At 44.8% G+C, this 25,893-nt stretch carries 13 protein-coding genes; 9 read left to right on the top strand and 4 right to left on the bottom strand.

The genetic code is table 11. The annotated features are described in order from the left end of the window. The coding region (locus KI742_RS22000) for an integrase core domain-containing protein (protein ID WP_285445308.1) at positions 1-285 on the top strand (285 nt) is incomplete at its 5' end. 52 nt (positions 286-337) lie between these two features. Here the strand turns inward: KI742_RS22000 and KI742_RS22005 are convergent. Beyond that, positions 338-1,885 carry an arylsulfatase gene (locus tag KI742_RS22005; protein WP_005376560.1) on the bottom strand — a complete coding sequence of 516 codons (1,548 nt, stop codon included), beginning with the start codon at positions 1,883-1,885 and terminating at the stop codon, positions 338-340. Between the two features lie 306 nt (positions 1,886-2,191). Here KI742_RS22005 and KI742_RS22010 point away from each other — a divergent pair, with 306 nt between their 5' ends. The 3 genes from KI742_RS22010 (at position 2,192) to KI742_RS22020 (ending at position 5,223) form a co-directional block, all read left to right on the top strand. Next, positions 2,192-2,578 carry a winged helix-turn-helix domain-containing protein gene (locus KI742_RS22010; RefSeq protein ID WP_213968448.1) on the top strand — a complete coding sequence of 129 codons (387 nt, stop codon included), beginning with the start codon at positions 2,192-2,194 and terminating at the stop codon, positions 2,576-2,578. A gap of 80 nt (positions 2,579-2,658) precedes the next feature. Next, positions 2,659-5,013: a fatty acid cis/trans isomerase gene (locus KI742_RS22015; RefSeq protein ID WP_285386335.1), complete on the top strand. Its 2,355-nt coding sequence runs from the start codon at positions 2,659-2,661 to the stop codon at positions 5,011-5,013. A gap of 18 nt (positions 5,014-5,031) precedes the next feature. Continuing rightward, the gene (locus KI742_RS22020) at positions 5,032-5,223 is read left to right on the top strand and encodes a hypothetical protein (protein WP_005376565.1); all 192 of its coding nucleotides are present in this window, start codon (positions 5,032-5,034) and stop codon (positions 5,221-5,223) included. A 50-nt stretch (positions 5,224-5,273) separates the two neighbouring features. Here the strand turns inward: KI742_RS22020 and torS are convergent, their stop codons facing one another. Beyond that, a complete protein-coding gene (gene torS / locus KI742_RS22025; RefSeq protein WP_285386334.1) occupies positions 5,274-8,237 on the bottom strand; it encodes a TMAO reductase system sensor histidine kinase/response regulator TorS in 2,964 nt (987 codons plus the stop codon). Between the two features lie 43 nt (positions 8,238-8,280). Here torS and torT point away from each other — a divergent pair, with 43 nt between their 5' ends. Further along, positions 8,281-9,330: a TMAO reductase system periplasmic protein TorT gene (gene torT, locus KI742_RS22030; RefSeq protein WP_225466754.1), complete on the top strand. Its 1,050-nt coding sequence runs from the start codon at positions 8,281-8,283 to the stop codon at positions 9,328-9,330. 64 nt (positions 9,331-9,394) lie between these two features. Beyond that, complete coding sequence (locus tag KI742_RS22035) at positions 9,395-9,850, top strand: methylglyoxal synthase (protein WP_005376571.1); 456 nt, start codon at positions 9,395-9,397, stop codon at positions 9,848-9,850. 77 nt (positions 9,851-9,927) lie between these two features. On the opposite strand, the gene helD is transcribed toward KI742_RS22035, so the two are convergent. Beyond that, positions 9,928-11,997 (bottom strand): DNA helicase IV, encoded by a 2,070-nt coding sequence (helD, locus tag KI742_RS22040; RefSeq protein ID WP_005376572.1) that lies wholly within the window; start codon positions 11,995-11,997, stop codon positions 9,928-9,930. A 324-nt stretch (positions 11,998-12,321) separates the two neighbouring features. On the opposite strand from helD, the gene yccS reads away from it, so the two are divergent. From yccS to KI742_RS22055, 3 genes are all read left to right on the top strand, one after another. After that, entirely contained in the window at positions 12,322-14,475 is a 2,154-nt protein-coding gene (gene yccS / locus KI742_RS22045) for a YccS family putative transporter (RefSeq protein ID WP_064354722.1), read from the top strand. A gap of 189 nt (positions 14,476-14,664) precedes the next feature. Then, a complete protein-coding gene (locus tag KI742_RS22050; RefSeq protein WP_005376575.1) occupies positions 14,665-14,895 on the top strand; it encodes a hypothetical protein in 231 nt (76 codons plus the stop codon). Positions 14,896-14,975: 80 nt separating this feature from the next. Beyond that, a complete protein-coding gene (locus KI742_RS22055) occupies positions 14,976-15,278 on the top strand; it encodes a hypothetical protein (protein ID WP_062731017.1) in 303 nt (100 codons plus the stop codon). A 184-nt stretch (positions 15,279-15,462) separates the two neighbouring features. Here KI742_RS22055 and KI742_RS22060 read toward each other — a convergent pair. Beyond that, the coding region (locus KI742_RS22060; protein WP_285386333.1) for a cadherin-like domain-containing protein at positions 15,463-25,893 on the bottom strand (10,431 nt) is incomplete at its 5' end.

A 25,893-nucleotide genomic window follows, 5' to 3' on the forward strand; every position in this document is an offset into this window, starting at 1 on the left:
ATACACCACTCAGATAGAGGCTCACAATACTGTTCGAAGGAATATCAAGATATCCATAAGAAACATAGAGTGACTTGCTCAATGACTGACGGGTATGACTGTTATCAGAATGCTTTAGCTGAGCGTGTAAATGGGATACTCAAAATGGAGCTCTTGCTGAAGAAACCGAAAGATCTGAAAGAAGCAAGGACGATGGTAGCAGAGTCCGTAGATATCTATAATCAAATGAGGCCTCATACGGCTTTAAAATACAAAACGCCCGATGAAGTACATCGAGCGTTTTAGTTAAAAAGTGTCAACCCATATCAGGACGGGTCAGAACTTCACTTAGCTTTTCTTACTTATTTGGGTTCTCTTTTAGTTTCTCCATCACTTGATCGAGCGAGAAGCTTGCTGCTTTTTGCCTTGGTGGGAACTCTTTAAACGTTTCAAGGAATCTGCCTACGTAAGCTTGCGCAGGAACAAGCATGTAAGCACGGTCTAGCATCCAATCGTAGTAAGTGTTAGAAGTGATATCAGCCACTTCGTAAGGATCCATACGCAAGTTGAAGATCTTAGGAACACGAAGTGTGGTGAATGGTTCAGCCCAAATACGCAACGTACCTTTTGCTCGTTGCTCCATAAAGACCAGCTTCCATTTGTTATAGCGAAGTGCAGTTAAGTCTCCATCATCTGAGAAGTAAAAAATTTCTTCTCGTGGGGCCTTATCCTCTTTACCAGTCAAATATGGTAGGAAGTTATAGCCGTCTAGGTGAACTTTGAATTTCTTACCATTCGCACTATAACCTTTGAGCAATTTCTCTTTGATATTGTCATCACCCGCGGCAGCAACGAACGTTGGCATCCAGTCCATGTGATGCATGATATCATTCGAAACAGAGCCAGCTTTAATTTTACCCGGCCAACGTACCATCGCAGGAACTCGGTACGCACCTTCCCAGTTGGTATTTTTCTCTCCACGGAATGGCGTTGTACCTGCATCTGGCCACGAGTTCATGTGTGGGCCATTATCGGTGGAGTAAAAGACGATTGTGTTGTCTTTAATACCCAAATCATCCACTTTTTTCAGTAGCTGACCTACATGGTTATCATGCTCGACCATACCATCTGCATACTCGCTGATACCTGTTTTTCCAGAGTTCTCTTCTTTCACATGAGTACGGAAGTGCATACGAGTTGCGTTCCACCAGACAAAGAAAGGTTTTTCAGCCTTGACTGCACGATCCATAAAGTCGAGTGCCGCATCTAACGTCTCTTCATCCACGGTTTCCATGCGCTTGCGAGTTAGAGGTCCTGTATCCTCAATTTTGCCATCAGCGTACGAACGGATAACGCCGCGCGGACCGAACTTTTTACGAAACTCAGGATCTTTAGGATAATCGACGTTTTCTGGCTCCTCCTCGGCGTTCAAGTGATAAAGGTTGCCAAAAAATTCATCGAAGCCGTGATTAGTAGGAAGGTGCTCATCTTTATCACCTAAGTGGTTTTTACCAAATTGCCCTGTCATATAGCCCATCGGCTTCAGCATTTCGGCAATGGTTGCGTCCTCTTCCTTCAAGCCAAGATCAGCACCTGGAAGCCCCACTTTACTCAAACCTGTTCTAAGAACGGTTTGGCCCGTAATGAAAGTAGAACGGCCCGCTGTACAAGATTGCTCACCGTAATAGTCAGTGAACATCATGCCTTCTTTGGCGATACTGTCTATATTTGGTGTTTTGTACCCCATCAAGCCAAACGTGTAAGCACTGAGATTGGACTGGCCAATATCATCACCCCAAATGACGAGAATATTTGGTTTCTCTGCTGCGATACTGCTACTTGTCGCACCGATTAAAGCGGCGGCAAGAATCGCTAATCGGCGTTTAACGCCATATTTCGCTGTCATATAAACCTCTGTGTGTATTAGAAAAGTGCTTCCTGCAACAGAATGTATAGTTCACAAATAGCGGATAAGCGAATTTACTAAATGAGAATTCTTTCTATCTTTGCCTAACATTACACCGTTATTTGTAGCTAATACGCACTCCAATAGCACTTTAGTTCAGAGCGACATCGCACCATTCATCACTACTGTTAATCTCAAGTATTAAGATTGTCTACGCATATCACAGTGCTCATAAAGTACCTGATTGCTTTTATATAAATATTAATGATAATACGTTTTACTACTATTAATAATTAAGGTACCCGTGTGCTTGACTCCAAGGTTTCAAATGGAAAAACTTCCCAATGCCAACACAACAGCGTTCACCATAATGATGAGGAGCTATTACTAGATAAGCACACTCACTCTGTGGTACTCAATTACTTGCCAAACAAGAAATCTGTTCAGTTAACAAGCATTCAATTTAAGCTGCTGCAAACTCTCACTCACCATCAAGATCAAGTACTTAGTAAGCCTTTTCTTTACGAAACAGTACTAAAACGTGAATTTACTGAACATGATCGAGCACTCGATATGCACATGAGCAGAATGAGAAAGCGTCTAGTTCACGAAGGCGTTCCGACAGACAGAATTCAGACAGTCCACCGCCAGGGTTACATTTTCAAGCGCTCAGACAATCAACAGAAAAATTAACGCTAATTGACCCAACTTTTGGTAATTGACCGCTTATTTTGCTTTAATTAATGCAAATTCTAATCACGTAAAATAACTCAATGAATTTGCGCTTAATTTTTACACTTTGCATTGCTACTTTGTTTGCCGGCTGTGCAACCTATGCTGGTCTTAACTATGATCAACTGTTTGGTCCACAGCTCGTGCGTGAACGCACTGTTGACGTGGAAACCCCTCAAGCAAACTTCTTCCAAAGCGAAGTTAAACCCATTATGGATAACCGCTGTGTCGTCTGCCACGCGTGCTACGATGCACCATGTCAACTTAAGCTCTCTTCTGTTGAGGGCATTGACCGTGGTGCGAGTAAAGCACTGGTATATGAAGGAACAAGACTCACAGCCGCAGCACCAACACGCTTATTCGAAGATGCAGAAACAACCCAAGAGTGGCGCGATGCGGGTTTTCATCCGGTTCTCAACGAACGTGATCAAAGCATGGCAGCCAACATTGATGCAGGCCTTATCGCACGTTTGCTACAACAAAAAGAGCGCCACCCATTGCCTGACCAAGTCCAGTTAGAAGGCTTTGACTTTTCGATAGACCGAGAGCAAACCTGTCCGACGATTGAAGAATACGAGCAATACGAAAAGGATAACCCGACCTGGGGAATGCCTTTTGGTATGCCAAACCTATCAAACAGTGAATACCACACACTCATGACTTGGTTGGAAAACGGCGCAATAATGAACGTTCACCAACCTGTTAGTGAGAAAGAGCAAGCGCAAATAGATAAGTACGAAGCATTACTTAACCACTCTGATTTGAAAAATCAGCTGATGGCTAGGTATATATATGAGCATTTGTTTTTATCTCATCTCTACTTTTCGGAACTCGATGAAGATCCCCGATTCTTCACGCTCGTCCGCTCTGCTACACCACCAGGACAGCCCGTCAAACGTATTTCAACGCGTCGCCCGTACGATGATCCAGGGGTTGAACGTGTGTTTTATCGAATTATTCCAGAGCAAGGGACCATAGTAGATAAAACTCACATGCCATTCGCGTTAAACAAGCAACGTATAGAGAACTGGAAAACTTGGTTTATTGATGCTGATTATATGGTTAGTCAGCTACCGAGTTATGAACCAGAAGTTGCTGCAAACCCGATGACATCATTCATCGACCTTCCAGTGAAGTCGCGCTTTAAGTTCATGCTAGATAATGCACAAAATACAATAATGGCATACATCAAAGGCCCAGTTTGTCGTGGCCAACTGGCATTGAATGTTATCAATGATCGCTTTTGGGTGTTTTTCCTTGATCCAGATAAAGCAGACATCCCAGAAGTAAATGAGTTTTACCGATCTCAGGCTGATAACCTAAAACTACCGGCAGAACAAGAAAGTAACACGCTACCTGTTACCAACTGGGTCAAGTACGCACGCCAGCAAGCTCGCTACCTAGAGGCTAAATCTGAGTTCACTAATAACTGGTTTAAAGAAGGTGAAAACCTATCCACCGATGTAATTTGGGACGGTAATGGCACCAACCATAATGCGGCATTAACGATATTCCGCCATTTTGATAGTGCTTCTGTTGTTCAAGGGTTAGTTGGTGAGCAGCCTAAAACAGTGTGGATTCTTGACTACGCGTTACTAGAGCGTATCCACTATTTGCTTGTTGCTGGGTTTGACGTCTACGGTAACTTCGGCCATCAGCTCATGACACGAATGTTTATGGACTTCTTGCGTCTAGAAGGCGAAAGTAACTTTATCTCGTTGTTACCCGCCGATATGCGCCATGAACTGCAATCTAGCTGGTATAAAGATCAAAGCCCGCAGTTGAGTGACTTTTTACAACGAAATGTGAAGCCGTTTAACCAACCAACCAGCGTTCAGTATAAGAGTGACGATCCAAAAACGGAGTTGGTGGAGTTGTTGAGCGAACATGTTTCAGATGTGCTTCTGCCTCGCTACGAAATTCAAGACACGGCTCTTTCTGCGAGTAGTGAAAAGCAACTAAAACGTATTGACCACGTTCGTGGTGAAGGCCTAAAAACCGTTCCGCAAATCACTATGCTTATGGTGAGAAGTCAATCAGGGGAAGATGAACTGTTCACCTTACTTCACAACAATGCACACACAAACATCTCTAGCTTGTTTGATGAAGAAAGTAACCGTGACTTTGCTAACGATGATATGACCATTGTACGCGGCGTTGTGGGAAGCTACCCTGCGGCATTTTTCTCGATCAACGAAAACCAAGTAAAAGATTTTGTCGATCAATTTAGTGCCATCCAAAACGAGTCCGATTACGTTAAGTTATTGGATAATTTTGCGATTCGTAGAAGCTCAGAAAAATTCTGGTCATTTAGCGATCGTTTACATAATTGGTACCGTACAAAACAACCGATCGAATTTGGATTACTTGACTATAATCGTTTTGAGAATCGATGATGATTTAAGGGGGTTCTCATGGGTATCCGAGATAACATTGCCGCTCTTGAACAACAGATTTACGTTGCTTGTTCTGAGGGAGACTACGAAACGGTCAATATGCTTGAGCATCAACTCGAATACTTGCGTGGCAAAGTGGAACATCCTTTTGATGATGACCCTTATGCCCTAGACACTCGATTCGAGTGGGAAGATGACATGACCGAATAGAAAAAACCTCCGGAAAGCCGGAGGTTTTTTTATTTTCAATGCTCGATGGATTACTTCGCCATTAACTCATCCAGAGCTTGAATTGATGCAGACACTTGAGAAACTAAATCATCTTTAGTCGCATTATAGGTATCTAGAGGTTGAGGCGCGGCTTCAATTGCTTGGCAAGCGTTCATTAGCGCAGTTAGTCCTAAACTTCCTGCACTGCCCTTTAATTTATGGGCAAGGTTCTTTACTTCTTTACTATCCTTGTCCTCAGCAGACGCTTGCAGCTTGCTTAATACATCGGTGCTGGTGGCTCTAAACAGATTAATAATGTGCAACATCTTATCTCTGCCCAAGATTTTCATATCGGACTCAATCACGCTCGGATTAATGCTAACCACATCGGGTTCCTTTGTTTTAGGTGCTTGAACGACCTTTAATTGTAGCTCTTGTTCTTGAGGCGAAATTTGATCAAACGGGGTACAGTCGGCATTTTGTGGCAACAACAACGGCTTTCCGTCTAGCGCATCCTGAATCAATGCCGCGAGTGCCTCTTTTGCCAATGGCTTAGGCAAGTATCCGTCAAAACCAGCGGCTAGATAGCGCTCAACTTCTTCCGCAAAAACGTGCGCAGACACTGCAATCATTGGCGTGACGGCAAGCGCTTTATTGGCCGGCTTATCACACTCAATCCGCTTTAAGCGTTGGATCAACTCAGTTCCATCACAATCAGGGAGGTTGATGTCGACCAAAGCGATATCAAAATCTTGTGTGCTGATCAGTTGCTCTGCTTGTGAGCCGTTTTCTGCCATCACGACTTGATGCCCCATGCTTTCTAGAAAACCTTCCGCGACCACTCGGTTGACTTCATTATCTTCTACCAGCAAGACCTTTGCTTTCACTTTGCAACGTGCGGTTGCCACGGTTCCTGTTTCAACAGGTTCGCTTTCCTCTAACGGAATAGAGAACCAGAATCGGCTACCATTTCCCTCTTCGGAATCGACTTCTAAAACACCGCCCATCGCTTCAATGATTCGCTTACTGATAGCAAGTCCAAGCCCCGTGCCTCCAGTTTGGCTCATCCCACCTTCAGCTTGCGTGAAGGCATCAAACAACGTTCTCTGGTATTTTTTGGCAATTCCTATTCCAGTGTCTGATACTTCAAATAGGACTTGCGACTCGTCCTCTGGGTTCAGGCTAACGTAGATATCAATTTCTCCTTCGTCAGTGAACTTAATCGCGTTACCAACAAGATTGTTCAGCACCTGACTGATTCTGGTGACATCCCCTTTCCAGTAGCGACTAACATCACTTTCAATATGGTAGGAGAACAGCAGCTTCTTCTCTTGTGCTCGACTGTTCATTAACTGGAAAGTGTCCTCCACCATTTGGTGTAAATCAAAGCCCATGTGACGAATTTCTAAATGCCCCGCTTCAATCTTGGAGTAATCCAGTACATCATTAAGGATCGCGAGCAACGTTTTACCACTACGATTAATGATTTCCGCATAACGCTTTTGAATTGGGTTGAGGCCTGAGTCAATCAACAAGCGTGCTGTCCCCAACACTCCGTTCATTGGCGTTCTTATCTCATGGCTCATCGTCGCCAAGAATGCCGATTTTGCTCGGCTCGCTTGCTCTGCTTGCTTGCGAGCTTTAGCGTGATTCAAAACCTCTTCATTCAAACGGCGGTTTGCTTGTTTTAACTGCGAAGTGCGCTGCTCAACGAGCTCTTCTAAATGCTCTTTATGCTCCTCAAGCTCTCGCTTGGCTTGAGCTTCACCCTCTGCTACCACTTTTAGTGCTTGCGCGGTATCACGAGCCGTGATGATGGCCTGCCCCATATGCGCCAACTCATCTTTGCCTTTCACTTCCAACTCAACCGCTAAATTACCCTGCGCCACAGACAGCAACGCAGCGGAATATTCAGCTAACCGCTTCACAACAGAAAGGTACACCACACGCCATAAAATCAGCACCAATACAATCAAACCAACAATTGAAATAACGGTTAGAGACCACTGAGCGAATTTCAGTGTGCTGGTCAATTGGTCTACAGCGACGGTAGTGGTTTTGTTTGAATCATCAACCAATTTGTTGACCGTGCCATTAAGCTCTGAGAACAACTCTAATGTCTTTTGCATCAGTTGTTGTGACTGTTCGTTATTCTCGTATTGCTGCATCAGTATAGAAAATACGACCTGACGCTTACCAAGCTCTATGAGCAGTTGGCTCATTTGCTTAGAGCGCGTAGGATCTTCCACAGCGAGTACACGGCGTTGCATGATTTTGAGGTTGCTATCGAAATCACTTTGAACCTGTTGAATTCGCTCAATATTCGTTAATGTCCGAGCCTCTTCAATCTGATTCAACATTTTAAAAGCCAACAAGTGCAGTTCATGCAATCGCTCAGTCAGATCAAGATCGACCTCCACCAGTGCATCTAGCGCCTGATAAACTTGCGATTTTTTATTCGATTCTAATAAGTCATAAATATGCGTGACGTTAGCAACAGCAATGGTGCTTGTATTCTGAACTTGCGTACGAGTTAGTTGTTCTAGCTCTTCACTGAGCAGACGCATTTCTTCAACACGAGTATCTATCTCTTTTGCAAGCCACAGCTTTTTTTCAACCGAAACACCGAGTTCTGCCAAATTGTCGATAACGTTCTGGACGTTATTCTCTAAAGCTTCTAACAATTGAGAATCGAACGACTCACTCCCGAGCTCCTTGATGTGAGTGAGTAAAGACTCGAGCTGTTCGAACAGCACTCGCCCTGACTCCTTTCTTTCCTGCTCGTTTCTTGCGTTCGACAACATTTGTACAGACGAAATAATACGAGTACTCAACTCAGAGACTTGTCTCGCCTCAATCATGGCGGGAATCGCAGAATCCACGACATTTCTTTCGGTTTTGGCAACCAAAGAAAATCCAGACACACCAATAAGTGCCGATAACATGACCAGTATTGCCATCGCAATGAAAGACAACAAAAGTTTACGACCGATGCTTGCAGTTGCTAGCAGCATATTTTCATGACCTTAATGTTCGTGTTCAGCGACATATTACGTTATATTTTGCAGTGTTTACTTAATCTATGCCAACGAACTTCATTTCATGGTTAAAAATCAACACTCATTTCGCACATTTTTCAAACATTCTGCAGCCACTTTAACCCTAGTTGCTTCTTTGCCAGCGGTTGCCGCAGAGAAAATATGTGCAATATACCCTCACCTAAAGGATTCATACTGGTTGTCAGTAAACTATGGAATGGTGTCCGAAGCGAAAAGAGAAGGTGTCGAGCTACGAGTCCTTGAAGCGGGCGGCTACCCAAACAAAACCCGTCAAGAACAACAACTCGCACTGTGTAACCAATGGGGAGCAGATGCGGTTATCCTTGGGACCGTGGACCCACAGGCTTACGAGCATTCACTTAAAAATTGGGTGGGGAATACTCCCGTTTTTGCTACTGTGAACCAACTCGACTTGGATGAAGAACAAAGTGAGTTGCTAAAAGGGACTGTCGGTGTTGACTGGCATTGGATGGGATACGAAGCGGGTCAATATTTGGCAGCTCGCCATCCAAAGGGGTCAGGAAAAACCAACATTGCCTTACTTTTGGGGCCGCGAACTCGTGGTGGTACGAAACCCGTTACTGCCGGATTTTATGAAGCGATACAAGGAAGTGATATCAACATTGTTGACTCATTTTGGGCAGACAACGACAAGGAGTTACAACGTAACCTGGTTCAACGTGTGATCGATATGGGAAATATAGATTACATTGTTGGCAGTGCAGTGGCGATTGAAGCGGCCATCAGTGAGCTGCGCAGTGCCGGCAAAGCTGAGGAGATCGGTTTAGTTTCTGTGTACTTAAGTCATGGTGTATATCGAGGCCTGTTACGTAACAAAGTACTCTTCGCACCAACAGATAAAATGGTGCAGCAAGGTCGGCTTTCCGTGATGCAAGCAACGCATTACTTAAGAGGTGAAGCTTATGACAAACATGCCTCACCAACCATCAAACCACTGACTCCGAAGACGCTTCATGACGACACGATCGAAGAATCGTTATCTCCGTCAGAATATAGGCCGACATTCCGTGTTAAGGCTGTTGATTGAAAGACCAAAAACGTGTTCTATTGAGTCACAACAATTTTAAAATCATACAAACGGAAACATCTTGATGCAAAAAACCATTCGTACCATGCCAACCCATAAACATGTGGCTTTGGTCGCTCACGACAACTGCAAACCTGAGCTACTTCGCTGGGTAAAAGAAAACAAAGAAAAGCTACAGAGTCACTTCCTTTACGCAACTGGCACGACAGGACACATGCTGAGTAAAGAAACTGGACTTGCGATCAAGAGCATGATCAGTGGTCCGATGGGCGGTGATCAACAACTAGGCGCTCTCATTTCAGAAGGCAAAATCGACGTTCTCGTTTTCTTTTGGGATCCACTGAATGCCGTACCTCACGACCCAGATGTTAAAGCGCTTCTTCGTATTGCTAGTGTTTGGAATATTCCTGTAGCAACGAACCGAGCCACCGCTAAGTTCCTGTTTAACTCCCCTCTTCTTGAGCAAGAAGTAGACATCGAAGTACCGGATTACGAAGCCTATCTTGCTGAACGCATGTAAGCTTTGATGCCAACCAAATAAAGCAAGGGCGATACCAAGTATCGCCCTTGCTGTTTTTAACATTCTAAACGTTGCATTTAACGGGAAGTCACGATGGGATAGTCACCATTAACGAGCTCTTGAACGAATGCAGACCCCGCACCAGTATGCGTGATCCAAACCTTCTCTTTCGCACGTGTAATCGCCACGTAAAAAAGCCTGCGCTCTTCTGCGTAAGGGAATTTGTCTTTGGACTCCGTCAACGCACCATCAATGTGAATTTGCTTCTTCTTAGCGGGGAATTGCCCCTCATCCACAGAAAGAATAATCACAAAGTCAGCTTCGCGTCCTTTACTCGCATGGCAAGTCATAAAGCGAATATCGAGATTAGGGAAACGTCGCAACCAATCGTCGAACAAATCGGGCTTGTGATAATGGTTACGTCCTAGCAATAAAACTGACTTGGTTTGCTTGGCTTGTTGATTCAAGTGATCCAAGATCTTTTCCACTTGATTGCTCGGCGCGGTATGTACGCTCTTCTGCTTGCGTTGTTTGTGGCTGTTTAGTGTTTTCGGCAACTGCGATGGGTTTTGCTGCACGAATGTATTCGCTACATCACCAATCTGATTGTTGAAACGATAAGTTGTATCTAAGTGATGAACGGTTGAGTGAGCAAAGCGTTCTTTAAAGCCAGTGATAAGATCGACATCCGCTCCTGCAAACTGATAGATCGCTTGCCAATCGTCGCCAACAGCAAATAACGTCGCACCTGCTTGTTTCTGAGTGGATTCACACAGTGCTTCAATCAATGCCAGACGGTCTGGAGAGATATCTTGATACTCATCGACCATAATAAAGCGCCATGGCGAGACAAACTTTCCTTTATTCACATAATCTGTCGCACGACTGATCATGGTTGGGAAATCCACTTGGTTGCTTTCTTTAAGCATTTTCTGCCACGCTGTAAAACATGGCCAGCATAAGGCGAGTTCACTATTTAAACGCGTATAGTCTTGGTGGTTTACGAGCTTTTCTTGTACTTGCTTTTTGGTCAACCCTACCGCCGCTAAATGAGACAGCTGCGAATCTAGCCAAGCGATCAGTTTTGGATTTTCTGAATGGCTTCCTAACTCATCATCCCCTTTTAGGTACGCAATCGGCCATTTGTCTAAATGTTTTTGCCAACGTTTAAAGTTGGTGGGTGTCATCCAATGTTTTTTCAACCAGTCTACACACCATGCCGTTCGTTGATTTTCGTCCAACGCTAAAGGGCTAATTTCGACAGGTTGCTGTTCGACTTGTTTAAGAATATACAAGCCCAACTGATGGAATGTGTTGACGCGCACACCGTCTGCCGCCATGCCCACTTTATCTACTAAGCGTTCTTTCATTTCAGTCGCCGCATCACGACCGAACGCTAACATGAGAAGCTCTTCTGCTTGAGCCTGATGGCTTTGCAACAAATAGGCAACTCGTGCGGTTAAAACGCTGGTTTTGCCCGAGCCGGCACCAGCAAGAACTAAGTTGTGGTCGTCGTTGAGTAATACCGCATATTGCTGGGATAAATTCAAAGGAGAGGATTCAATTTGATTAAACAGCACTTCCCAATTTGGACGTTCTGCTTCTAGCCAATCGCGATTACGCTCACCAAGCGCCTCAGAGGTATCAATGAGCCAAGGCTCTATTTGCGACATACGATTCGGCATTCGCATTTTGGCTTCTTCTAGGGTGGTTTTCATCTCGCTTAACTCTTGGTTAAGACTTTCAACCCAGGAGACCACTTGAGAATGCGATAAGTAAGCAGGCAAGTGCTTTAGTTTGTAAAGCTCTTCTTCCCACTTAGGTAGATACTCAGCCAGTTTTCGGCACTGAGTGTTGTGCCACTCTTGATATTGACGAACGGCCTCAAGCGCGAACTTTCGGCATTGTGGCCACGGTAAACCTTGGACTAGCCAGCTTTGTTGTTTGCCTTCGTGTTCATGAGCAAAAAACTGTAAAGAGCTCCATAATAACCCACGCTTTACGCTAACTTTGCCATTCCAGATCGTAAAAGGAATATGTTCTTCACTGCCTATCGAGCTTAATAAAACACTGTTCTCTTTTATTTCGACGTGATGGTACTCATTTTGAATAAAAAACTGTGCTTTGCTAGTGGCAGTAAGCTGCATGAAACGTGCGCCTTTTAGTTTAGAAGTTGTCGATTTATATCATTTTAAGGCGCTAAATTGTAGCAACGGCGAGCTCCTAAGTAAGCTTCTTCTTCTATTCTTTAATAAAATTCACATTACTGTCGATTTAATAACCTAAAGCCGAGGTTATTTGAAGCTGGCTTTACAATCCTCAATACATGACCTGGCAGCTTTAATATAAGTCAATGACATCCCTGCTGATTTTATCAGCAACCACGAATTTTTCTTAAAGTAAATCATAAACGCGCTATAGTGGGTCTGGTAGTATTCCCCCTGTTCTTCATCGGAAACATAAGGCGCATTGTGCAAGCAACTTCTAAATTTCGGCTATATTGGGCAAACAAGACGATAAATTACAGCGTTCTTATCCTCATTACCTTACTGGGTGTGGTTATCCCAACTTGGTACTTCGAGCAAAACACGCTGATAACGCCATTAATATTAGGCGTTATTGCTGCTGCTTTGGCTGAAAGTGATGACAGTTTCACTGGACGCATCAAGGCTCTGATTCTCACCTTTCTCTGTTTTGCGCTTGCTGCTTTTTCAATTGAAATCTTGTTCGATACCCCATGGGCTTTTGCGTTGGGATTATTTGTCTCAACCTTCGGCTTCATCATTCTTGGGGCGATAGGTCCTAAGTACGCGAGTATTGCTTTTGGTTCGTTGCTGATCGCTATTTATACTATGCTTGGCGCACATGAAAGCACCAACATTTGGTTTCAGCCACTACTGCTTTTAACTGGTGCCGCCTGGTATTACTTCATGTCCATGATTTGGCAGATATTTTGGCCTCTTCAACCGGTGCAACAAAGCTTAGCCAATGTGTTCTTCCAAATGGCGAATTATCTTGATGCGAAAGCCAAGCTTTTTCACCCTGTGACCAACTTGACGCCACAACCGCTACGGATTGAAGCTGCAAAATGCAATGCTGCCACGGTTACGGCACTAAACGCTTGTAAAACCACATTACTTAACCGATCGAAACGGGGTCACATTGATGGGCCTAGTGACCGATTTTTAAATATTTATTTCATCGCTCAAGACATTCACGAACGCGTCAGTTCTAGCCATTATCGCTATCAGGATTTAGCGACCGAATTTGAACGTTCTGATGTGCTGTTTCGTTTTAAATATCTTTTGGAGTCTCAAGCCCAAGCGTGTCGTGATATTGCACTAGCCATTCAGCTAGGAAATGAATACTCCCATACCGATCAATCTATTCTGGCATTAGCTGAAGTACAAAACTCTCTTGCTTATCTAGAAGAACAAAAGCAAGGGCACTGGAAACGTCTTCTGATGCAGTTAACATATTTATTCAATAACTTAGCGACGGTAGAAAAACAACTTAATAACATTAACAACCCAGATGTCGAAGGCCTCGAAGAAGATACCCTCGCCGATACCAACCCACACACGCTAAAGGCGATGTGGCAGCGTATATCAGCAAATTTACACAAAGATTCGATGCTGTTTCGGCATGCATTACGTATGTCAATTGCCTTAACGATTGGCTATGGAATCATTCAAATATTCAACATCGACCGAGGTTACTGGATACTCTTAACCACTTTATTCGTATGCCAACCGAACTACAGTGCCACTCGCCAAAAATTGACGGCGCGAGTAATAGGTACATTAGCTGGTTTGTTGATTGGTGTACCATTGCTGACTTTTTTTCCTTCTCAAGAAAGCCAGTTAGTATTTATCGTTATCTCTGGTGTGATGTTTTTCGCCTTCCGGATGAACAACTATGGGTACGCGACTGGTTTTATTACACTGCTCGTCCTCTTCTTATTTAATCAACTAGGTGAAGGTTACGCAGTTGTCCTTCCTCGACTAGCAGATACGCTCATCGGGTGTGTGCTTGCAGTAGGAGCTGTATTAGTTATTTTGCCCGACTGGCAGTCGAGAAGGCTTCACAAAGTTATGTCGGATGCGATAGAGGCGAACAAGCAGTATCTCGATCAGATCATTGGTCAGTATAGAATCGGCAAGAAAGACAATTTGAGCTACCGTATCGCTCGCCGCCAGGCCCACAATAATGATGCCTCACTCTCTTCTGCGATTAGTACGATGCTGGCGGAGCCTGGCAAATATCGCGCAGCTGTTGATGAAAGTTTTCGCTTCCTAACGTTAAATCACGCAATGTTGAACTATATTTCTGCATTAGGCGCGCACAGAACTCGCATCGAAGATGAGTCAATTCATAAACTCGTTTTAGATGCTCACCGTTGTATTCATCAACATCTGGATGTACTTCATAAACAGCTTCACCAGCATTGTGAGGAGTGTGATCTATCTAATATTGATGATGCTGGACTCGAGCAACGCTTAAATGAATGGCGCGATGAAGACGACAGCTCTGCCCGCATGGTATTGCAACAACTCCATCTTATCTATCGCATGCTCCCAGAGCTTCATTCACTTGCTAGCAAGTTTGCCGTCAGAGTAAGTTAGTAACATTCAAACCATATGTAAGAGGGAAGCGCTATATCGCTTCCCTTTTTCTTTTTACGTTTCCACCTACCCCAAAGTGGGTAATTATGTACCTTCTTAGGAAAAATCTGACGTATCACTTAACACACCTTGACAATATTCGGACAAAAAGCAATCGATCAAATTCTAATCTATTTTGGTTGAATAAATATGTTGTATCCAAAGGATGAAGAATTTCGGGCAACGACGGATAAACCGAATCACGACGAAGGTATTGAGATGAACGCACAACAATTTAATGAACTTAAACAAAAGCTCAGTGATTTAACGGCAAGTCAGTTAAAGTCATTACAAGGTGAGATCAGCGTGAAACTAAATAAAGCGCAAAAACCGGTTCTATCTGGTGAAGAAAGAGAAATGCTTGCCAAACTGTTTGCCTAATCAAGTCATTGATATAAAACACTTGAACGTTTTATAAACTCCACCTATGCTCTCACTATCATAATGTTGGGAGTAGTGATATGCCTGTATCGGGAATTCAATCTGGATACCACATCGTTCAGATGTCACAACAAATGGCCGAGAAAGCTGCACATGGCATTAGCAATAATGTAAGTAAGGTAAAAGAAGAGCTTTCTGATCACAACATCGATTTAGCTGCGGTTGCGGATGTCGCAATAACAGCCTCAACACCTAGCCTTCCCTCTCAAAAAGTTGAATTTCTCATCAACCTAGCTCAAGCCGCTGGTTATAACCGAGTTGGCGCGTCTGTCATAGAGAAAAACAATGAAATCATTGGCAGCTTGCTAGACATCCACGTTTAGGCGATTTAACGTCAAATTATCGCTATTTTAATTTCCAACTATCACTATAACGTTGTAACAAGATAACCCCTTTGCTTCGTTCTTGCTTTCTATTTCGATTCAAATATCTCCTGTTTAAAATCAAGCTTTCCCGAAAAAAATGGGCGGCTTATCAGAGCCGCCCATTCTTATGTTGTATACAGGTTTATCCGTTATCAATAACACCGTTGTTCAGCAATGACTCTACAATCTCGTTGGAGCTGAGACCGTTGAAGTCGATTGAAGTACCTAAGTTTTCCACGACAATAGTCTGTTGAACATTTGCATCCGTCGTAATGTTCAGAGAAACACTTTCCGTCGATGCATCGTAGTCTGCCGAAATGTGACCAAGCAGATCATCCATGTCGATCATTGAGTTATTGAGATCAGAGATAACTTCACGTAAATCGATACTGTCTTCGTTAACAGTGAAGTCAGTAATGGTATCCACTGCCCCTTCATCAACGGAATCTACCGTCCACTTGAAGATATCGCTGCCGTCTCCACCCGTTAAGATATCTGAGCCTAAGCCACCGATAAGCACGTCATCACCATCACCACCCAGAATAACGTCGTCACCGTCTCCACCAATCAAGTTGGTACCTGTGTCTCCGCCGACTAAATAGCTGTCGTCCACTGCGGTTGACTGGTCAATATCGTCGCTATCACTACTCACATCCAAACTAATTTGGACAGGTGAAGACTGCGCTTCATCGCCATTAGATTCCGTTGATATCGCCGTAAGCGAAATATCGTAAGAACCGACATCAATACCACTGTTAGTATCTGTTGCGACAATTTCTAGCGTATCAATTTCATCGCTTGGTACTGTCCAAGTGGTACCATCGAAGCTAATGCCTGATGGAGAAACGCCACTTGTTACCTCAGCACTAACTGGTACGCCCGTTAGCTCCAAAGACAGCACCTCGTCAACATCAGTAAGCGCCGCCATGATTCCGACAATCGCTAAACCTTGACTGCTCGCGGTTTGGCTAGCCGCAATTTGACGAATGTAATTAAACTGAGGATTGATACTCAATGTAGGTGCATCAGCTACAGGTGTCACATTGATAGTGAAGTCTTGATTCGCCTCCAATGCGGTACCCGATGCATTTTCGAAGTACACGCCGTTGTCTTCGACTTTCACCGATAAAGTGATTGAAGCTGCGTTGACATCTCCTGCATCCACAAATACACCCTCAGAAGCGTCTGTTGCTCCAAGAACGGAGTTAATATTATCTGGTGTGCCCATTAGGGTTATTTCACCAGCCATCCCCGCCCCAACAGTCACACCACTACCTGCTGGCGGCTCGACACGAAGGTCGCCCTCGGTAACTGTAAGAGTCACGGTCATGCTTTCATTTGCTTGTGCGCCCGCAAAGTCGACGTCACTCACACTAATACCCGTTACTTTCTGGCCATCAGCTTCATTGATCGTATCCGTTACCGACGCTGCAGTGATTTCAGGTGCGTCATTGGTAGCTTCAACATTCAACACTGCTGTGCCCGCGATTGTAATTGGGTCTGGAGCGCCGTTAGTGGTTCCGTCATCTGTGATTTCATAAGTGAAATTAACGTCACCAAAGAAATCTGCTGCGGGTTCAAACGTCCACTCTGTCGCACTCACTTGAGTCAACGTGCCGGAAGTTGGGTCCACTAACGCAACATTATCGACGGTCAAGTTGTCTGACTCAGGATCACTTGCGTTGCTCAGCAACTCAGTAGCCGTAATAGTTACCGAACCACCATCTTCTTCCGTACTACTCAACGTTACCTCTGATGTTACCGGTGCATCGTTCACCTCAGTGACTTCGAAGGTCGCCGTTCCTGACACCGTTTGAGGATCAGAAACACCGTTCGTTGTACCGTTGTCGGTAATGTCGTAGGTCAGATCGACCTTGCCGTTGTAGCCAGGCGCAGGAGTAAATGACCATGTACCTGTTACGTTGTCGAAATCCAATGTGCCGCTGCTTGGGTCAGCCAACTGGACATTACTCACCATCAAGGTGTCGTTTTCAATGTCAGAAGCATTCGCTAACAAATCAGCTTGGGTAATTTCAACCGCCGTACTGTCTTCTGCGATATCAGAAAGTACCACTTCAGACGTCGTTGGAGCATCATTGACTTCCGTTACGTTGAACGATGCGCTGCCGTTAACCGATTTAGGATCGGATGCACCACTTGTCGTGCCATCATCTGTAATGGTGTACGTGATTTCAACTGGACCGTTGTAATCTGGTGCTGGGGTAAATTCCCACTCTCCCGTACCACTGTTGAAAGTAATGCTACCCGAATTCGGATCCGTTAACTGAACATTGCTGACCGTGAGGTTATCGTTCTCTACGTCTGTCGCATTCGCAATAAGATCCGCTTCAGAGATGGAGAACACACCACTATCTTCTTCAATATCCGGTAGCGTCACTGGCGTAGTTTCTGGGGTATCATTCACCGCTGTCACTTCAATATTGAAGCTGCTGCTGTTGGTATTTAGGGTGTCATCTACCCCACCAATTACGATACCTTCATTACCTTGGTCATCGACTGTCACGTCCACCTGAACGTCACCAAAGAAGTTCAGGTCTGGATTAAACTCAATCAGACCGTCTGCAATGGCATTGTTTAGATCGGCCACTGTACCTTTCAGTTCAACGGAGTCCGTACCATCACCGCTCACGGTTAGGTTGTAAGTAGCGATGAGCGTTGGATTAAGCTCCAAGATACCGCTGTCGACGTTCACATTGAGTACATATTCAGCATTCGGATCATCGAGTACGGCATCAATATCGGTAATGCTGAAACCATCAAGCAGCATTGGCGTATCTTCTGGTGTTTCCACATCCACGGTATTGACGAACTCTGGACGATCGTTCACTGCTTCAACATCAACAGTGACATCAAACTCCTCTGCGGAGCCCAAGCTTTGACTGCCATCGAGCCCAGTATCAACGGCTTGCACTTTGAAATGCAGCGAACCATCCCATGAGTTATCGTTGCGATCCCCAGAATTAAACACCACTTGATCCAAGTCTTGAGCATTGATTTCTAGGACAAAAATGCCGCCGCCTTGGTCAGTAAACACTGTCCCATCAGGTAATGAAACACTCGCCCCATCAGGGACATTGGAGACCTCAACTCTCAGCGTCTCTGGATCATTTTCTTGGTAGTTTGCACCATCTCCGATGGACTCTTTGTTATCAACCACTAACGCATTTACATTAATAACAATGTCTTCGCCCTCATTACCTGCAGCCGAAGTATCGGGATTCACATCAACATCATCACCAATAGGATTGACAATAAGCGTAAAGTTGTTGTTTCGTTCCGTTGGAACTTGTAGCAACTCCTCTTGAATGAAGACCGTAATACCTATCTCAGCCTCGCCACTAAAGTGTTTTGGCGGTTTAATTTGGATGTCACTCAGGTCAATGGACGTCTGAGTGAGATCTTTTAGTTGAATACTCCATTCGCCCCCACCGTTGTTCTTAACAACATAATCAGAGGAATTGGATTTAACGATAAAGTCATCAGGAAGCCCCGTTAACTTGAGTGAAACGAAACTCTCAGAACCGTCATTATCGTTCAGGCTGATCGAAACACCAGAGCCCGATTGATTCAGCGAAATTAAAGTATCTTCGTCACCAATCACCGTGATTGGCTGCGTCGGATCGGCACCTGTAATGGTAATGTCATCAACGACTGGCGTAACTTCAAATGTGACATCGTCAGTGAAGGTTCTCACATCTATATTATCGCCAGAGTTATTCAAGATAGACTGATCAAACACAGCTTCATCAGTAATTTCTCCCTCGATATTAATCTTGACGGTATTTTGGCCACCACCTACGGGGTAATTTTCTTTTGGCTTAAACAGAACATTGTCAAGCGCACCAGCTAAAATCTCAGCTTCATTAAACTCAATACTGGTTCCTAAGCTGTTACCATTGACATCAACAAACTCACCTAATGTTGTGTCATCAAGCTCTAACTTGATGTTCGTTAGTGTTTCTCGACCACCTTGAGTGTTGTTAAATTGATCGGCAAAATCAACACTCAAGTTAAGTTGGATTAAGCCATCTTCGTAACCAACACCATCCGCCGTGGGAACGTCGTTATTTAGATCAGTTACAGGTTGTTTGTTTGCATCCAAGCCGAAAGTACCAACGATATCTACTTTTACATTCGGTGTGACATCGCTATCCAACGGCTGATCCCCGGCTGAACTCGGAACGTCTGCAACCGGTAAAACCTGAACTGGAAACTGGACATTATTTTCTTTTTCATCACCGGACTCAGTGTCTTTAGTGACGAACCGAATTGGTAAATCGAAATCACCTGCGTAATCTTCTGCCAAGTGCATCGTCAAACCATCAAGGCCAGTAATATTTCCACTCGCATCGATATGGGCTTGGAACACGTATTTGCCATTGACAAAGTCGATATCCGTCCCCGTGATCACCAAACCAGGAGGAATGCCAGGAGCTGAAGGATCGACGATAATAGTCAAGACATCCTCCACGCCATCTGCATTAATCGCATCAACTTTCGACGTTAACTGAGCACCAAGGTTGATAGAATTATCTTCCAACGCTTGAATTTGGACATCATCAGCCACCTGAATCTCTGCCGCTACACTCATTTGTGGTGTGAGAACGGTAGGAAATTCAAGTGTCACATCCGTTTGACGCATGACCGTCGCATCTTTTTCGTTGCCCAAATCTTCGCCCAAATCATTCACTTCTGCGTAAATGGTTAAGCCAATTTGAGAGAGACCACCGTTATCGCCATCGTCGCTGTCATCGTTTGGTGTTAAATCAAGACCAGACGGCGCTTTAATTGAGAAGTTATCTTCATTGGTTACTGTCCAACGACCTCCGCCTTCATTTAGTGCACCGACGATAACCAATTGGTTGAGGATCTCAGGGTCCACATTGTGAAATTGAACAACAAGTTGAGTCACCACTTCATCTGAAGACGCATCAAACTCTTGATATTTAATGATATGAGCACCAGATTCACCCCCCATAGAAGTGTTGATCGTAAAGTCAATGTTACCTTGATCGTCTGACTTCACGATATCGGTAGCACCACCACCACTTTCAGTGACAAGCAGACGGGTTTGGTCATCTATTGCCCTCGTATTATCCTCTGGCTCAACGATTGGATTAACTTGGACATTCACCGTACCATTGATGGTTTTCTCAGCGATACCTTCACCGGGATTCGAAGCGTCAACATATTCATGGTCAATCTCTTTCACAGTGACGGTTGTGGTCAAGTCAAAGTCAGTACTTGAATCCTGCTCCAACTGGACTTGAACATAGCCACTTTGAGAGATTCTAGCGGAAAAATCTTGCTCTGATTCACCAGCCTGCGGTGAAAGCGTTAGTGTTCCAGAAACAAGCGCTTGTGCCACACCATCTACATAGACCGTGCTGCCTGGAGGAAATCCAGAGATGGTTACATCACTAAAGAACTCATCGGTATCAGGGCTTTGTACGAGCGTCGGTTTCCAATCGATGTTAAAGCGCGTATCTTCATCTCCCTCCGATCGAACAACGTAGTTATCTTGAGCATCAATAACGGGTTCGACCTTGATCCTTACCTCTCTTTCAATCACACGACTATGACCATCATTCTCGGTAACAATGATCGTCCCTGTAATCGCAATGTTTTCAGTTGAAGAGGCTTCCGGAATAATTTGAATACCGGAATTAAAATTCAGCCCGGTGATGTTTGCTTCGTAAATCGGTTGACCGTTACCATCATAGCCAACAAAGGTGAGGTCAACGCTTGAGCCGTCTGAATCTACGACACGAACACCGTCGGGGATGTTGGACAGGATAACAGTAATGGCTTCTGAATCATCCTGTGGTCTATCGGCAACTTCACCAGATACAACCGAGAAGTTAAGGTTTACAACACCATTCTCTTCGATAGTCGTCTCTATCCCGGCCACATCTCCGTCTACGAACCGGTTCCAAACGTTCCCCGCGTCAATTAATACCGTGTCTGGTATGTCAGCAACACCTTTTACACCAACGATGACAGTCTTACTGCCCAGTGACAACACATCTTCTGTCGTACCGGTAGACAATGATGCAGTGTCTTTCACAATTCCTTCGACATTGAAAGTAAAGTCATCATTGCTGTGCAACGGAGGAAGAACTTCGACGTTCGCTAATTCAGACTCTGGCACTTCGTAATAAAGTACATTGCCGCCTGAATCGGTCACTTCTACTATCTGACTTGGGTTTGCTGAGTCCAGCCACACCAAAGTAACCCCATCAATTGAGAAGTTAGAAATGCGCACAAATAACGCTTCAGAACCATCTACGTCCGCTGATGGTTTCATGGTGATCACTTCACTTAATTGGAGTGGGTCGTGATCAGTGACAGGGTCTACCGTATTTTGAGTTCGAGCATTATCCTCAAACACATTAATTCGGTTTACAGTAAAACTACCTTTATCCGCAACTGGGTTTACATCAATAATGATGGTTTCGGTTTCTGAGCGAGCGGTATCTTTCCCAAGCAGTGGATTGTTGTTTTCCGTCGTAATAGCGGTGACATCAATTCTGATTTCACCCGAGAAGTTATCTATCGGATCAACTTGAACTTCATCAATTCGGCTTGCATCCACCAGATAAACACCACCGGATTTTGGTATCGCACTACCATCTGAATAGACTAACTCTGCATTACCTTCTCCTTGTGTAAAGACAAGCTCGTACACAATGCCTTCAGGGTTACTAGTGTCTTGGGTTTCAGCCGTGATGTTAAGTGCGACATTGTTTCCATCTTCATCAACCGAGTAGTTAAATTCGCTGCTTGCCGTCCACGTTGCAATATCTGCGACGGCAGCAACTTCAATATCTAAACGACCATTAATCGTATGATCTGGCGTACCATTGTTAAGAATTTCCACGCGGATACGAGGATCGATACCAGAAGCATCGGTTGATGTATGACGATCTGGTACGAAGTACAAGTTATCTAACGAGACAAGCTCACCATTGAATGACTGCTCAACATTTGATGCGTCGAGAACAACCGTATTGCCCACAGATGTTAATTCAATGTAGTTGCCACTGCCGTCTCGGTAGTAGAACGTACCGTTGTGAGTATCAGCATCTCGAATAGTGATGTCACCTAAGCTCTCGTTACGGTCGATATCGTGTAAATTGATAACCAAGTCGACTTTCGCAGGGTTAACATCCAGCGTCGACAAGTTGTCCTGAGTATTTGCAGAGTCAACGCCCACAACGACACCATCACGCCCTTGGTCTTCGAACGCAGTAACGGTAGACGTGTCAATTTGCGCATTGCGGTCTCTTATCGAGATATCCACATCGGCATCTGCGATATCGCCATCACCATCGGTTGCAACAACGTTGATGGTGAAATCAATCGAGTCGGTTTCGGTATGGTCAAGATCGTCATTCGGACGGAATGACACACTGCCATCGGTTCGAACAACCAAACGACCGATTTCAGTATCTACTCCGTCAAGAACCTTGTGAACGAACACAACTTGGTTGCTGCCGTTTAAATGAACAGAATTGGAATCAACACCGTTTTGCTTGAAGTAAATGCCTGAATCATCAGCCGAGAATGAAGTCACTTGTGCGCCGTCAGCACCAAGGTCATCATCCCCCTCTACAGGGTCTTGGAATAAACGAACCGTGCGGCTGCCTTGTCCCTCAACACGCGAAATAGATGCATCGTGCAAGGTTGGAACATCATCGGTAATCGTCACTGGTAAGTTAATACCGGCCGTATCGCCATCGACATCGGTCGCAAAGACTGGGAGATCAAGTATGAGTGTATCTTCGCCTTGAGTTGAGTGATCTAGCGCACCCTCAAGCGTAAACTTGTAAGAGCCGTCAGCGTTCAAAACTAGCGTGAACACTGAGTTACCATCAGGTGTTTGACCTTGATAAGTAAAGTTGTTGTTGCTTACCGCGGTTTGAACTAACGTCACCGCAAGACCACCTGAAGTTACTCCTGGTATCGGGTTAGAAGTAAGATCTAACTGGTAAGAGACAACGGTATCTGCCCCTTCCACCGTATCGAAATTGCCCGTTGCTTCTAGGCTGTCTTTGTTGGTTGCCTGAGAGCCGTTGGCAAGGTCATCCTCATCAACAGCCAAAGCATCTGCTGATTTAATTTCGGGAATGTCATCAACTACGGTAATTGGAAGATTCAGAGATGATGACGTGTCACCATCAAAGTCTGTTACTGTAATTGGAATATCAATGACAAGGTTGTTTTCACCTTGAACAGCGTCATGGTCGATTGGTCCCAACAGCTCAAATTGGTAGCTGTCATTATTCGCATCAAGAGACAGCGTGAAGATCTTAGTTGATGTGCCAGTAATAACCGCTTCGTAACTGGTTACTCCACCATTCGTGCCTACTAGATTCAACTCGATGCTGCTGCCGTTCGACGTTAAGCCAGACACAACTGCATCGAGGTCTGAAACTTGGTAGCTGACAATCTTGTCTGCACCAGCAACGACCTCAAATCCGCCGTTCAATACCGTTGAATCACTACTTGTCGTGTCAGAGCCACCAGCAAGATCATCTTCATCAACGGTTTGTTGGCTTGAGTCTGTCACTTTCACAATCGCTGGAACATCGTCCACTACTGTGATCGGCAAGGTGATGTTATTGGACACATCGCCGTCAAAATCGGTCGCGTTGACTGGGAAGTTGATGACTAACGAGTTTTCATCGTTACCCGCAGGATGATCAAGTGCACCCAACAGTTCAAATTCATAACTGTCTGCTGAACCATTTAGCGTCAGTTTAAAGACGGTGTCCGTCGTACCTTGTACATAAGCTCGGTACTCAATCACACCGTTTGAATTTGAAAACTCAACCAACTCAAGCGGTTGACCACCTGAGGTAAGTCCAGAAACAGGCGACGTTAAGCTATCCAACTGGAAGCTAACGATAGAGTCGGCACCATCAGTAACGTCAAAGTTGCCACCAATGATATTGGATTCTGGCGTGTCGTCCGAACCTTGGCTCGGAATATCATCCTCATCCACAGACAAGGTACTACCAGAGCTAATAGCATCAATGGTTGGCTTGTCATCTACGATCGTCACTGGCAAGGTCGCAGTGATGATATCGTTGTCGCCATCCGTGATCTTCACAGGTAGATTCAACAAAATCTCATCAGAGTTAACCGCGTGATCTAACTGACCAGATAACTCAAAGTCGTATTTACCATCTTGATGAAGTGTCAACGTGAAGACAGTCACTCCACCCGGAGTTTGTCCCACGTAAACAAGCGCGTCAGCAGTTGAAGCACCAACGTCTTGAGAAAGTGTTACCTCTTCTCCACCCGATTTCAGATTCGGGATAGGATTTGAGCTTAGATCCAATTCGAAAGCATCAATACCATCTGCGCTAGTGACTTCGAACTCACCTGATACCGTTAATGGCTCTTTCGTTCCATCAGAACCAAGAGGTAAGTCATCTTCGTCGACACGTAGACTTTCAATATTGGTAACAACTGGAACATCATCCACAACGGTAATTGGCAATGTGAAGGCTGGTGAAGTATCACCATCATTATCTGTCGCCGTCACAGGGAGGTTAATAACAATCTCGTTTTGCTGATTACCATCGGGATGATCAAGCGGCTTCTGTAAATCGAACTCATAGGAGTTGTTCGTTGCATCCAGCGTCAGTTCGAAAACCACTTCAGCAGGATTGCCAGCAACACCTTGGTATACGTTCACGCCGTTTGCGCTAGAAGACAGAACTAAGGTGATAGCTTCACCATCTGAAGTCAGTGACGCAACAGGCGTGGTCAGGTCACTCAGCTGAATAGAAGCAACTTGGTCAGCACCTTCGGTGATATCAAAAGTACCTGAAATAACAGTATCTTCTGCACTTGCAGCATCCGTACCTGCTGGTAGGTCATCTTCATCAACGGTTTGTTCGCTGCCTGCTAGCAAACCATCAATGGTCGGAACATCATCCACAACCGTAATTGGTAAGGTGATGTTGTTCGACACGTCTCCATCAAAGTCAGTCGCGTTTATCGGTAAATTGATGACCAGTTCATTTTGGCCATCAGCATTTGGATGATCGAGAGGAGCAAGCAAATCGAACGTGTAGCTGTCATCAGAGGCATCAAGGGTCACACGGAATACTGGTGTCGTCGTGCCATCAATACGAGCTTCGTAAACTGAAACGCCACCTGCGTTTGATACTTCAACCATAACCAGAGATTGACCACCAGAGGTCAGGCCTTGTACTGGCGTCGTCAGGTCAGAAACGCTGTACTCCAAAATGCCATCAGAACCATCAGTCGCGATGAAGTTACCTGCAATGCTGTTCGACTGCGTACCATCAGATCCGACTGTTGGGATATCGTCCTCGTCAACCGTTTGCACACTTGTTGCTTCGATGCCACCAAGTGTCGGTTTGTCATCAAGGATCTTGACAGGAATTGTCTCAGCAGACGTGTCGCCATCAAAGTCGGTTGCGATGATTGGGAAGTTCAGTGTCAGCTCGTCACTATCTACCGCGTGGTCGATTGGACCTTCTAGCGTGAAGTTATAAGAGCCATCGGTATTCAC

Source organism: Vibrio sp. D417a (assembly GCF_030248595.1).
GTDB classification, from domain to species: Bacteria; Pseudomonadota; Gammaproteobacteria; order Enterobacterales; family Vibrionaceae; genus Vibrio; species Vibrio alginolyticus.

Excerpts from the sequence above, each read along its gene's own strand:
- helD (WP_005376572.1), bottom strand. The coding sequence starts at position 11,997 with ATGCAGCTTACTGCCACTAGCAAAGCACAGTTTTTTATTCAAAATGAG.
- KI742_RS22050 (WP_005376575.1), top strand. The coding sequence starts at position 14,665 with ATGTTGTATCCAAAGGATGAAGAATTTCGGGCAACGACGGATAAACCG.
- KI742_RS22005 (WP_005376560.1), bottom strand. The coding sequence starts at position 1,885 with ATGACAGCGAAATATGGCGTTAAACGCCGATTAGCGATTCTTGCCGCC.
- KI742_RS22015 (WP_285386335.1), top strand. The coding sequence starts at position 2,659 with ATGAATTTGCGCTTAATTTTTACACTTTGCATTGCTACTTTGTTTGCC.
- KI742_RS22035 (WP_005376571.1), top strand. The coding sequence starts at position 9,395 with ATGCAAAAAACCATTCGTACCATGCCAACCCATAAACATGTGGCTTTG.
- KI742_RS22020 (WP_005376565.1), top strand. The coding sequence starts at position 5,032 with ATGGGTATCCGAGATAACATTGCCGCTCTTGAACAACAGATTTACGTT.
- KI742_RS22055 (WP_062731017.1), top strand. The coding sequence starts at position 14,976 with ATGCCTGTATCGGGAATTCAATCTGGATACCACATCGTTCAGATGTCA.
- torS (WP_285386334.1), bottom strand. The coding sequence starts at position 8,237 with ATGCTGCTAGCAACTGCAAGCATCGGTCGTAAACTTTTGTTGTCTTTC.